Here is a 12,112-nt window from a genome sequence, read left to right as displayed (position 1 = left end):
GGGGGTCGGGGAGCAGATTCTCGAAATCCGGCGCTAAGGATTTACGGCAGATAGTAGCGTACTATCTGCCGTAACTCGTGAGTCGTCCTGCCGCGATGGTCGTTCCGGAGATGGGCGACTCCGGAAACTATCTGCCGTAGTGCTGAAGGGCGGTCGGGGTGGGATCGGTGAGCTCGCTACCGGCGCGGGCCGCCGGGATCCGGCTGGCGGACGCGACGCGGACCTTTCTGGGCACGATCGCGGCGGTGAACACCCGCCGCGCCTACGCCTCGGCGTTGGATCGGATGGTGCGCGACTTCGGCGCGGACGGCGATGTCGGGTTGTTGAACCCGGATCGGGTGTCGGGGTGGTTCGACTACGTGTGGGGCGACAAGGCCCCCAAGACCTACAACCTCCGGCTGACCGCGGTGTCGGCGGCGTGCGCCTACTGACGCGATCAACAGTGGCTGACCGGCGATCCGGTGTCGCGCCTGCGGGCGCGGCCGAGTGCGCCGGACAACAGCAAGGCGATGACCGCCGCCGAGGTTGCGGAGCTGCTGGGCATGGACGCGGCCCTGCGCGAGCGGGTGTTCTGGTCGATGCTGTATGAGTCCGCCGCGCGGGCGGAGGAGATCCTGAATCTCGACATCGAGGACCTGGACACCGTGAACCGATGCGCCACGGTCACCCGCAAGGGCGGCGCCCGCGAGGTGATCTATTGGCAGACCGGCACCGCACGGCCGCTGCCCCGGCTGATCGCCGGACGGAAGTCCGGGCCGCTGTTCCTGACCGACCGCAAAGCCAAGCCGTCGGTCGCCAAGACCGACACCGACAACTCGACCGGCCGCGCCCGACTTTCCTACCGCCGCGCCGCGACGCTCCTCGAGGAGCACACCGAAGGGATGCGACGCGGACCGTTCACGCTGCACCAGCTGCGGCACTCGCGACTGACCCACGCCGCAGAGAAGGGCGCTTCCACGCCGATGCTGATGGCGTTGAGCGGACACACCTCGGTGCGCAGCCTGGTCAAATACGCGAAGGTCTCCGCCGAGGCGCTGGGGCGCTGGCAGGCCGAGACCGATCCCGCTGCGCGGCGGCGCTCCCGCTGAATCTCTCAGTAGCTGACGGTGACGAGTTCCGGCGCGTGTCTGCGTATCTTGTTCAGCACCTTGACTGTTCGGCCCGAGCGCATCTGCTCGAGGGGGGCCGAAAGAGACCAATCAAGTGCGGCACCGTCGATGGGTGTGGTCTTCCGCGTCCGGGAACTCATAGCCGCTGCCGGGCGTGCGTGGTCGTGGTGTTTGTCGGATCCGGCGGGGGCACGGCCGAGAGTAGGGCCGTGAGGTCGCGCGAGACCTCGCCGGGGTTGGAACAGCCGTGGGAGATGAGCGCGCGGGAGCGCGGCTTCGGTCAGGCCGTATCGGATATGGACGGCGTCGTGGTGTTGCAGGATCGCCAACGTGTGGATTCCACTGGCGATCAGGCCACCGAACTGGCCGTCCTGCGCCGCCGCCCGGTCGATGTGAAACCACTGGGGATCCCAGTGGGTGGCGAAGTCGACGAGTTCGGCCTCGGTCACCGTGTGTGAGCCCAAGTCGAAACGCTGGCCGATGCCCAGGTCCTCGGCGTATACAAGGCGTGTGTGCTCATGGTGCGATCCCACCTGCACGCCGACGGGTTTCACCGCGGCGCCATGCGGATCGCGCCGTCGAGGCGGATGGTTTCGCCGTTGAGCATCGGGTTGGTCACGATCGCCTCGACCAGCTGCGCGTACTCGGCGGGGTCGCCGAGCCGGTTCGGGTGCGGCACCTGCTGTCCCAGCGAAATCTGAGCCGCCTCGGGCAGCGTGCCCAGCAGCGGGGTCTTGAACAGGCCGGGCGCGATGGTGTTCACCCGGATCAGCAGCGACGCCAGGTCGCGGGCGATCGGCAGGGTGGCGCCGACGATCCCGCCCTTCGATGCCGAGTACGCGGCCTGTCCGATCTGCCCGTCGAAGGCCGCGACCGAGGCGGTGTTGACGATCACGCCGCGCTCGCCGTCGACGGGCTCGTTCTGCGACATCGCGTGCGCGGCGAGGCGGATGACGTTGAAGGTTCCGGTCAGGTTGACCTTGACGATCTTCTCGAATTCGGCCAGCGGGAACGGTCCGTTCTTACCGACGGTCTTGACGGCGTTGCCGATGCCGGCGCAGTTCACGGTGATTCGCAGTGAGGACTCCGCGTTGGCGCGCTCGACCGCCTCGGTGACCGCGGCCTCGTCGGTGACATCCGCCGGAGCGAATTCCACGGTGTCGCCGAGAGCAGCCAGCGCATCCGTGTTCGCGGTGGGCAGGTCGACGGCGATTACCCGGGCGCCCGACTTGGCGAGGGCGGTGACGGTGGCCAGTCCGAGGCCCGAGGCTCCGCCGGTGACGAGTGCGTTGGTTCCGGTGATATGCATGAATACTCCTGACGAAATAGGTTGAGAACATCGGGTTTTTGACAAAGTGAGGTGTGACTGACGCAGTGGTGTCACTGCGCGAAGGTCAACCTCATAAGGCGCGGCCGATGAGTTCCTTCATGATCTCGTTGGTGCCGCCGTAGATCTTCTGCACGCGGGAAGCGGCGTACATCTGCGCGATCGGGTACTCCATCATGTAGCCGTAGCCACCGAAGACCTGCAGGCAGCGGTCGACGATCTCGCACTGCTTGTCGCTGCCCCACAGCTTGGCCATCGACGCGGTCGCCGCGTCGAGGGTGCCGTCGAGGTGACGCTGGATGCAGTGGTCCATCAGGGTCTTGCCGGCCAGCACGTCGGTCTTGCACTCGGCGAGTACGAACTTCGTGTTCTGGAAGTTCAGGATCGGCTTGCCGAAGGCGTGACGTTCCTTGGCGTACCTGATGCTCTCCGCCACCGCGGCCTCGGCCACCGCGACACCGCCGACACCGAGGATCAGCCGCTCACGCTGCAGCTGACCCATCAGCTGGTAGAAGCCCTGCCCCTCGACGCCGCCGAGCAGATTCGCTGCCGGCACCCGCATGTCGGTGAACGACAACTCGCGGGTGTCCTGGCCGTGCTGGCCGATCTTGTCCAGCACCCGCCCACGCTCGAACCCCGGAAGATTCTCCGTCTCCGCGACGAGCAGCGAGATACCCTTGGAACCTTGGCTCGGGTCCGTTTTGGCGACGATGACGAGCAGGTCGCAGTGCGACGCGTTCGAGATGAACGTCTTCGAGCCGTTGATCACGTAGTGGCCGCCGTCGCGAACCGCGGTGGTCCGTACGGCCTGCAGGTCCGAGCCGGTGCCGGGTTCGGTCATCGCAATGGCGAGGACGCTCTCACCGCTCGCACATTTCGATAGCCAGCGCTTCTTCTGGTCCTCGGTGGCATAGGCGGCGATGTAGTGCGCGACGATCGTCGAGTGCACGGCGAAGCCGAACGCGGTGTCGTGGGCGTAGGCGATCTCCTGCTGCACGATCGCCTCGTGGCCGAAGTTGCCGCCCCCGCCGCCGTATTCTTCGGCGATGTCGAGGCACAGCAGTCCCGCGGCGCCGGCCTTGGTCCAGAACTCGCGGTCGACCTGGTGCTGCGCGGCCCAACGGTCCTGGTTCGGGGTGGCTTCCTTGCGGAAGAACTCGGCGGCGTGCTTACGCAGCAGCGCCTGATCGTCGGTCTCCCACGGGGAGCGGTAATCGGGGAACAGCTCGCTCATGATCGGTCCTACTTTCCGGTGAATTCGGGGGCGCGCTTGGCGAGGAACGCGGCCTGGCCCTCGCGGCTGTCGGCGGAATGGATGGCAACGTGAAAGTTGCGCTTCTCGTGCTCGAGTCCTTGCGCCAGAGAGGTTTCCAGGGCCTGGAGGGCGGCATCCTTGGCCAGCGCCACCGCGAGCGGTGAGTTGGCGGCGATCCGCTGCGCCATGGCGACCGCCGCTTCGAGGGCGGTGCCGTCCGGGACGGTCTCGGCGACGATGCCGGCCGCGCACGCCCGCTGTGCGGACAGGAAGTCGCCGGTGAGCAGTAGGGCCATCGCCTTGGACTTGCCGACGGCCTGAATCAGGCGCTGGGTTCCGCCGCCGCCCGGGATCACGCCGAGCTTCACCTCCGGGACACCGAACTTGGCGGATTCGCCGGCGATGACGATGTCGCAGGCAAGCGCCAACTCGCAGCCGCCGCCGAGTGCGAGGCCCTCGACCGCAGCGAGGACCGGCTTCGGGAATCGGCCCAGGTCGGCCCAGATGGTGCCGCCCAGCGCGGCTCGATCGCCGAGCAGCGACTGGTCGCGAATGGCGTCGAAATTGGTGATGTCGGCTCCGGCGCAGAAGATCCCGCCGGCGCCGGTGAGCACGATGGCACGGATCTCGTCGTCGTGCCGAGCCGCGACGAGCTCGGTGTTCAAGGCGGTGAGCACCGCCTCGTTCAGACTGTTGCGAGCCTTGGGCCGGTTGATCTCCAGGATCAGGAGGTGGCTGTCGCGGGCCGTGCGTAGCGGGGCGTTGTCGGGGTTCATCGGACGTCCTCGTAGACGTTGGTGTGCGCGGCGCGCATGGCCTTCTTGTCGAGCTTGCCGACGCTGGTGCGGGGCAGCTGGTCCAGATACAGGACGGTCTCGGGCAATTGCCATTTGGCGAATGCATCGGCGAGCAATTCGTGGATCTCCGACAGTGGAAGTTCCTGCCCGTCGGTCGTCACGACGAGTGCTACTGGACGCTCCTGCCACTTCGGGTGCGGGACGCCGATGACGGCCGCCTCGGCGATCTTCGGATGGGCAACGAGTGCGTTCTCCATGTCGATGGAGGAAATCCATTCGCCACCCGACTTGACCACGTCCTTGATCCGGTCGGTGATCTTCAAGTAACCATTCGGGTCGATGGTCCCGACATCGCCGCTACGCCAATACCCGTCGAGGAACTTGTCGGCGTCGTCGTCGAGCTTGTGATAGCGCTCGATGATCCACGGTCCGCGCAGCAGCACTTCACCCTGACTCGTGCCGTCGTGCGGGAGATCGTTGCCTTCCGCGTCGACGATCCGGATGTCGATGCCGTTGACCGGCAAACCCTGCTTACGCTTGAGATCCCACTTCTCCTCGTCCGAGATCACACCGCGCAGCGAGGGCTTCAGTCCCCGGTTCACCGCGACCAGAGGGGTGGTCTCGGTGGCGCCGTAGGCGTGGATGACGTCGGCTCCAGTGATGTCGTGGAAGTCGCGCATCAGCGACAGCGGCGGCTCGGTGGCACCGGACAGCAGCCGCGCGCGGGAGAAGTCCGGTGCGACCGCAAGCGTCTTGATGTAGTTCATCATGGGCTGGAAGATCGCCGGCGCACCGTTTGCGACGGTGACTTGCTCCGCGATCATCGCGTCCACGAGGACGGATGTGTCCTCGGCGATGTAGCGACCGGGCAGCACGATTTTTGCGGCACTGTAGGCGGCCGCCTGGGGTAGGCCCCAGCCCTGGCCGTGGAACATCGGCGTGATGAGCATGACGGCATCGTCGCTGCTCATCCCGAGTCCGGCGACCTCGGCGAGGGTGTGCAGGTAGATGCCGCGATGCGAGTAGTAGATGCCCTTGGGCCTGCCGGTGGTGCCGGTGGTGTAACACGCGCTGTAGGAGGAGGTTTCGTCGATGACCGGCCAGTCGATCTCCGGGCCGGCGTCCGCGAGCAGGTCCTCCCAGTGCACCGCGTGCGGGAGCGTGGTGGTGATGTCGGCCAGCGGCTTATCGGTCATCACCACCCACGTCTTCACGTTCGGCGTATGCGGTGCCAGCGCCTCGGCAACCGGAAGCAGCGACTCGTCGATGAGGACCACCGATGCATCACTGTGTCCGGTGACGTAAGCGAGATCCTCTGGCGCCAAACGCAGGTTCATCTGCAACATCACGGCAGCGAGGCCGGGAATCGCCCAGTACAGCTCGTAGTGCCGCTTGCTGTTCCAGTCGAGGATCCCGACCACATCGCCCGGCCCGACGCCGATCGAGCGAAGTGCATTGGCACTTCGTTGGATTCGCGCGTAGGCATCGGCGTAGGTGTACCGGTCCCAGCCGCCGTCCGCGGTGCGGTACACGATCTCCTGCTCGGGATAGGTGCGCGCGGCGTGCCGGATGATGGTGGTGGTGTTGAGTTGATAGTGGTCGCCGTGGGTGGAGGGCAGGCCCCTCACGATCTCGTGGCTCATGACGTCCTCAGATGCGTTCGATGATGGTGGCGTTCGCGGTGCCGGTGGCCTCGCAGACGGTCTGCAAGCCGAACCTCTTGCCGGAGCGTTCGAGTTCGCAGAGCAGGTCGGTGAGCATCCGGGCTCCGGTCGAGCCCAGCGGGTGGCCGAGGGCGACGGAGCCGCCGTTGACGTTCAGCTTGTCGTCCGGGACGCCGAATTCCCGTTGGAAGATCAGCGGCACACCGGCGAAGGCCTCGTTGACCTCGAACAGGTCGATCTCCTCGACGGCCAACCCGCTTCGGCCGAGCGCCTTGTGGGCGGCGTCGAGGATCGCGGTGAACTGGATGATCGGGTCGGCGGCGGCGACCGACAGCGCGCGGAACCGGGCGCGTGGGATGAGGCCGTTGCGCTCGGCGTACTCGCGGTCGGCGATCAGCAGCGCGGCCGCGCCGTCGCTGATCTGCGAGGAGTTGGCCGCCGTGGTCCGCCCGTCGGCGCCGAACACGGCTTTCAGGCTCGCCATCTTGGCGGGGTCGATGTGCTCGCGGATGCCCTCGTCCGAGTCGATGACCGGACCGGTCGGGTCGTCGGGGTCGGCGGTGATCGGCACCATCTGGTCGCGGAACTTCCCGGCCCGCGTCGCGGCGTGCGCCCGCTCGTGGCTGCGAGCGCTGAACGCGTCCAACGCCGCTCGGCTCAGGTCGAACCTCTCGTTCATCAGCTCCGACGACGGGCCCTGCGCCATCAGCCCACCGTCGTAGCGGTCGAGTTCGCGCGGGCTGTACTGCGGGCCGAGCGGCGCGCCGGGCAGGAACGCCGGAGGCATCGGCACCCGTGACATCGACTCGACGCCGCAGGCGATCACCAGGTCGTGGGAACCCGCCATCACCGCCTGGGCGGCGAAGCTGACCGCCTGCTGCCCTGAACCGCACTGGCGGTCGATCGTCACCGCGGGGACCGACTCGGGCAGCCCGGCGGCGAGCACCGCGTGGCGGCCGAGATTGCCCGACTGGACATCGTGCTGGATGACGCAGCCGGTGATGACGTCCTCGATCGCGGCGGGGTCGACGCCGGCGCGGGCCACAAGCTCCCGCAGCGTCTGCCCGAGCAGGTCCACCGGATGCCATGCGCTGAGGATCCCTCCGCGACGGCCGACCGGGGTCCGGACCGCGCCGACGATAACGGCCTCGCGAACACTCATGACAAAGCTCCTTGTGCTGAATTACGGGGTGCCGAATCGCGGATTCCGATCAGGGGAATGTCGAGGCGCTTCGCGACCTCCTCCCATTCGCGCGTCGGCTTGGAAAGAAACGTCTGCTCGAGCTCCTCCTGGGTGCCCTCGACACCGAGACCGGCGCGGGCGCGCTCCCAGAAGTGCGGCTCGAGCGCGGCCAGCGCGACGTGGCCGTCGGAGCTGGAGTAGATCCGGTAACCGGGATGCGCCCCGCCGAGCGGCGCGCCCGCTCCCATCAGACCGTGCCGAACTGCGGCGCCGGCGTCGGCGGCCGCCTGTTCGAGGACGACCCGCTCGCGGTGTCCCACGCCGGACTCCGCGGCCACGCGCAGGGCGAGCAGGGCCGCGGACACGGCGCGCTCGGCGCCGAGCAGGTCGGCCACCGGGACGGTCGGCATCGTCGGCGGCTGGAGAGTGCCGTGCAGGGCCTGGTACGTCAGGTCATGGCCGGGCTGCTCCGCCGCGATCCCGTCGTGCCCGACGATCTCGATATGCGACAGGTGCGGATTCGCCGCGGTCAACTCGTCCAGGCCGAGCTTGACCAGCGCCGAGGGGCGCATGGCGGTGAGCATCAGGTCGGCACGCGACAGCTCGCGCGCCGCCACCGCCCGATCAGCGGGGTCCTTGAGGTCGAGGGTCACGACCCGCTGGCCCACAGTGAGCTCGTCGTACCACGTCGGCGCCACGGCCCGCAGCGGGTCGCCGGCCGGCGGTTCGATCTTGGTGACGGTGGCGCCCAGCGCCCGTAGCCGCGCGGCGGCGAGCGGGCCCGGCAGATTGATCGCGAGCGACACCACCTGCACGCCCTGCAGCGAACTCGACTGCGACATCATCAACCCCTTTTTGACTATACTGATGTATAGCCATTAATGCGCATGTACTGTCTAATGTCAAGGGTGTATGCTTTTTTCCCTGATAGGAGGCAATTTCTGTGACCGACCCCCGCGCCAGTGACGAGGACCTCACCGCGAAGGCCCGCATTCGCAACGCCGCGCTCGACCTCTACGCCGAGCGCGGCGAGGATCGCGTCTCGATGCGCGCCGTCGCCGCCGCCGCCGGGGTCGCCGTGGGATTGGTGCAGCACCACTTCAAGACCAAGGACGGGCTACGCGTCGCCGTCGAGCAACTGGTCGTCGACTATTACGCTCTGGCGATCGCCTCTGTGCCGGACGAGGGCGCCCCAGCGCAGGTCGCCGCCGCTCGAGACGAGGCGGTGCGGCACATGCTCGCGACGCATCCGACGGTGGTGAACTACATCCGGCGCGCTGTGCTCGATCCGCAGGGAAAGAGCGAGTTACTCGAGCGGCTGACCGACCTGAGTCGCAGAGAGATCTCCAAACTCCGCTATTCGGGCAAGACCTCGACACGGCGATCCGAGTCCTCACAGGTCATCGGGCTGATGGTTCGTCAGCTGGGGCAGCTGCTCATGCAGCCGATGATCGATGACATGTGTGACTTCCTCGACCGGACGGGCGTGCCGCACAGCGACAAACTGACGCTCTCCGTGACCGTAATCTAGCGGTAGTTTGTTGGGTCAGGTCGGAGGTAGAGGTGCAGGCCGTGGCCTGTTTCGCGGCTCAGGAGAGACTTCCGCCGACATGCGTCGTCAGGTCCTGAGCGGTCATCCGCCACCCTTCGACTCGCGCTACTCGTCGTCGTCGGCGTCCGGGTCGCGCAGCGGTCGGTGAACTCCGCTGGGGTCGGGCAGGTGGAAGCTGTAGTGCCCGTCGATGCCGATGTGGGCGCGCACGAACGCCGACAATCGCTCGACATCGGTGTCGAGCACCGGGTATCCGCCGGCTCGCAGCGCGGCGAGGGCGCGGTTCTCGTAGACGGTGTTCCACACGACGACGCAATTGAGCACCAATCCCAGCGCCGAGAGCTGGTCTTCCATGCCCTCGTAGTAGGCGCGGGTCATCTCGCCCTTGCGGCCGTGATAGATCGTGCGCGCCAGGTCGTGACGACCCTCGACGAGATTGGACTGGGCCTTGCCCTCGCGCCGGTAAGGTTCGTCGTCGGCCAGGCGCAGGATGTGCAGGGTCTTGAAGATCCGCCCGAAATGGGCGATGGCCTGGCCCAACGCGGTCGGCTGCCCGTCGCGGGAGATCATCCTGGTGACCTCGTGCGCCGACACCTCACCGGAGTGGATCGACACCGCGATCCGGCACATGTCCTCCCAGTGCGCGGCGATCTTGGCGGTGTCGATCACCCCGCGCGCCGCCTTGTCCAGCGGCCCGTAGTCGGCTCGGGCGTCGATGCGCCACAACCGCTGATCGGGCAGGTTCGCCAGCTGCGGCCGGTACTGGCGGCCGATCAGATGCAGCAGTCCGAACACGATGTCGGAATACGACCCGGTGTCGGTGATGATGACCTCCGGAATCCGCCCGCCGTGCTGGGACACGATCACGTCGATGGTGTGCAGCGAATCGCGAGGTGTTCCGCGCAGCACCTTGCCTGCCAGCCCGGCGGACTGGTCGTTGAGCATGTTCAACCAGGTGATGCCCAGTTTCCGGCCGAAGTACTTCGGGTTCGGGCGGGCGTTATGGGTGCGCACGGGCACCACGAACCGCATCCCGTCCACCGAGGCGACCAGCCCGCCGCCCCACGCTTGGGCCAGGGGGATGTCGGCCTGGGCGTCGACCAGCACGGCGTTGGCCGCCTCGATGGTCTCGGCCCGCACGTAGCACTGGTCGACGTGCAGCAGCCGATCCCTGGTCAGGGCGTCGACACCAGGCGTTGTCACCGGTTTGAACCCGACGTTCATCGCATAGGAACAGAGCACGGCCGCCACCGACAAGCCGAGGTCGGCGACGCGGGCCTCGTTGCCCGAGGTGTGGGTGAACGCCTCGGTGAAACCGGGATGCCAGCTCATCACCTCCGTGACCAGTTCCGGCAGGTCCACACGCGGGATCATCGCCTCCACCCGGCGGCGCAGGTCGACCAGCGACGCGGGCTCGGCCTTGGCGTCCAGCGCGGCGACGTGCAGTTTGCCGTCGGCGTCGATGCTGGCTGGGGTGTCCTCGCCCAGCCGTGCGGCCAACTCCCGATAAGCGGTCTCCAACGCCGTCGCGTGATCGGTCAGCAGCTGCGTCGGCGCGGCGGGCAGGCCCAGCGCGTTCATGCCGGCGTCACGCGCAGCCTCCCAGGCTTCGCCTGCCAGCAGGTGCGCCCGCGGGTCGCGCCACCGCGACGAACGCACCGCGAAGATGCTGCGGTGCTTGAGGTGTCGGTGGAACTGTTCCAACACGCAGATCGTGTAGGAGTTCCGGTCGACGGTGCCCTCCGGTCGGCCCGGCGTGTAGATCAAGCGCTTCCACGCGCCGACGATCAAGTCGTGGTCGACCTTGCGGGCGTCCAGCAGGTTTGCCGGGATCTTGCCCGACGACCTGGATGTCAGCAGCTCGGCGAGGGTCTTCATTGCCGCCAGGACGGCGGCGCCGTCACTGGTCGCGCCGAACTCGATCGTGTCCATCAGCATCGACAGGAACGGGCGGACCGTGGCGAACTTGCCGGCCAACTCGATCAACCGCTGCCCATCCAGCTCCGCGTCGTCGGCGGGCACCAGCTCGTCGACCGCCTGGACCGCGTGCCGCAACTCGGCCCGGGTGACGGTCTTCTCGATCATGTCCAACACCACGCCCAGCCCGACGTCCTGGTTGACCTCGACCATCTCCAGCAGCACCTTCACCGCTGCCGCGAGCTTGCCTGCGTTGCGTGACACCCTCGGATAGCGACGCAGCTTCTCCTCGCGAGACTCCCGCTCGGCCTTGGACAGAAGCTTCGTCGTCATCAACATGTCGAAGGTCTCCAACACGTCGTCGACCGCCCGCGCGCTCAACACAACGACCGTCGCGGCCAGCACCGCCAAGCGCTGCTCACGCGTGGGCAGCCGCCGCAGCGCGGCGGCCTTGCTCGCCAACCCGTAGGTCGCCAACCCCGTCAACCGACGCGGCGGGATCGCCCTCACGTCGATGCTGTCCACCCCGACCGCTTGCAGGTCGACAACCCTGCGCAGCGCCGCGAGCATCCCCTTCGACGACGCCTTGAACACGCCCTTGCGCAGCCGCTCCAGCTCGCTGACCTTCTGCCCGCCCTCCGCAGGAACCTCCAGCAGCCGCAACAAGGCAGACGCGGACTCCGAGGTCAGCTGCTCGCCGAGCTGGCGCCACAACCGGGCGTCCGCCGCGTTGCGGCCGTCGCCGATCAGCCGCTCCAACGTGGTGATCCCCGGCAGCAGCGCCTGACGCTTCCGCAGCCATGTCACTGCGTCGCCGAAGATCGCCTTCGGTCCGTCGCCGGTCATCCACGCCTGGTCGACGATCCACGACGTGAGCTCCGACTCCATCTCGCCGAACGGCTTGAGTCCGTACACCTGCTGGATTTCCCAGGCGTGTTCGAGCTTGGTCTTCTCCCGATCGGTGTACCGCTTCACCATCGACGGATCGGAGATCTCCAACTGCTCGGCCAGATACTCGATCAACGCGGGCGGGACATCCAGCGGATCAGCCAGGAACATTCCCAGGTGACGCACCGTCACCACCTGCACCGCGAACCCCAGACGGTTGTAGTCGCGCCGCCGCGCAGCGATCAGCCGCCGGTCCTCGTCATCCAAGTAGCAGTAACGCTCCAGCTCCTGCCGAGACAACGCACCGAACCGGCCATAGCCGCCCTCATCAGTCACGACGACATGAAATCACCTACAGCGCAAGGTCGCTCGGCGATTGCCCCTTAGCGCCGGATTTCGTCAATCTGCTCCCCGACCCCC

The 12,112-nt window shown here is 67.3% G+C and carries 10 protein-coding genes and 1 pseudogene; 3 read left to right on the top strand and 8 right to left on the bottom strand.

Annotation, left to right across the window (positions count from 1 at the left end; translation table 11 throughout):
• Positions 1-167: 167 nt before the first annotated feature.
• Entirely contained in the window at positions 168-431 is a 264-nt protein-coding gene (locus ACJH6I_RS30990; RefSeq protein WP_225330463.1) for a hypothetical protein, read from the top strand.
• A 30-nt stretch (positions 432-461) separates the two neighbouring features.
• Positions 462-1,088 carry a site-specific integrase gene (locus tag ACJH6I_RS30985; RefSeq protein WP_011331207.1) on the top strand — a complete coding sequence of 209 codons (627 nt, stop codon included), beginning with the start codon at positions 462-464 and terminating at the stop codon, positions 1,086-1,088.
• A 335-nt stretch (positions 1,089-1,423) separates the two neighbouring features.
• On the opposite strand, the pseudogene ACJH6I_RS30980 reads toward ACJH6I_RS30985, so the two are convergent.
• The 7 genes and pseudogenes from ACJH6I_RS30980 to ACJH6I_RS30950 all read right to left on the bottom strand — a co-directional run.
• Positions 1,424-1,663 (bottom strand): annotated as a pseudogene (locus ACJH6I_RS30980) (MaoC/PaaZ C-terminal domain-containing protein); the annotation flags it as partial.
• Positions 1,660-2,418 carry a 3-hydroxyacyl-CoA dehydrogenase gene (locus ACJH6I_RS30975; protein WP_011331213.1) on the bottom strand — a complete coding sequence of 253 codons (759 nt, stop codon included), beginning with the start codon at positions 2,416-2,418 and terminating at the stop codon, positions 1,660-1,662. The gene ACJH6I_RS30975 and the pseudogene ACJH6I_RS30980, both read right to left, overlap by 4 nt.
• A 91-nt stretch (positions 2,419-2,509) precedes the next feature.
• Positions 2,510-3,670 (bottom strand): acyl-CoA dehydrogenase family protein, encoded by a 1,161-nt coding sequence (locus tag ACJH6I_RS30970; RefSeq protein ID WP_011331214.1) that lies wholly within the window; start codon positions 3,668-3,670, stop codon positions 2,510-2,512.
• Positions 3,671-3,678: 8 nt separating this feature from the next.
• Complete coding sequence (locus tag ACJH6I_RS30965; RefSeq protein WP_011331215.1) at positions 3,679-4,467, bottom strand: enoyl-CoA hydratase/isomerase family protein; 789 nt, start codon at positions 4,465-4,467, stop codon at positions 3,679-3,681.
• On the bottom strand, positions 4,464-6,131 hold the full coding sequence (locus ACJH6I_RS30960) for a long-chain-fatty-acid--CoA ligase (RefSeq protein WP_011331216.1): 1,668 nt from the start codon (positions 6,129-6,131) through the stop codon (positions 4,464-4,466). Before ACJH6I_RS30960 ends, ACJH6I_RS30965 begins: the two co-directional genes overlap by 4 nt.
• 7 nt (positions 6,132-6,138) lie before the next feature.
• The gene (locus ACJH6I_RS30955) at positions 6,139-7,314 is read right to left on the bottom strand and encodes a thiolase family protein (protein ID WP_011331217.1); all 1,176 of its coding nucleotides are present in this window, start codon (positions 7,312-7,314) and stop codon (positions 6,139-6,141) included.
• Positions 7,311-8,177, bottom strand: coding sequence for a CoA transferase (locus tag ACJH6I_RS30950; RefSeq protein ID WP_011331218.1), 867 nt, complete (start codon positions 8,175-8,177; stop codon positions 7,311-7,313). The genes ACJH6I_RS30955 and ACJH6I_RS30950 overlap by 4 nt, the downstream gene beginning before the upstream one ends.
• Positions 8,178-8,278: 101 nt before the next feature.
• On the opposite strand from ACJH6I_RS30950, the gene ACJH6I_RS30945 reads away from it, so the two are divergent.
• Positions 8,279-8,866 carry a TetR/AcrR family transcriptional regulator gene (locus tag ACJH6I_RS30945; protein ID WP_011331219.1) on the top strand — a complete coding sequence of 196 codons (588 nt, stop codon included), beginning with the start codon at positions 8,279-8,281 and terminating at the stop codon, positions 8,864-8,866.
• A 126-nt stretch (positions 8,867-8,992) separates the two neighbouring features.
• Here ACJH6I_RS30945 and ACJH6I_RS30940 read toward each other — a convergent pair whose 3' ends face one another.
• Positions 8,993-12,028, bottom strand: a complete 3,036-nt coding sequence (locus tag ACJH6I_RS30940; protein ID WP_011331220.1) for a Tn3 family transposase — start codon at positions 12,026-12,028, stop codon at positions 8,993-8,995.
• Between the last annotated feature and the right edge of the window lie 84 nt (positions 12,029-12,112).

The organism is Mycobacterium sp. SMC-13 (genome assembly GCF_045311035.1).
GTDB lineage: Bacteria > Actinomycetota > Actinomycetes > Mycobacteriales > Mycobacteriaceae > Mycobacterium.
Note: the sequence above shows the minus strand (reverse complement) of the source record. Positions and strands in the feature narration are given on the sequence as shown.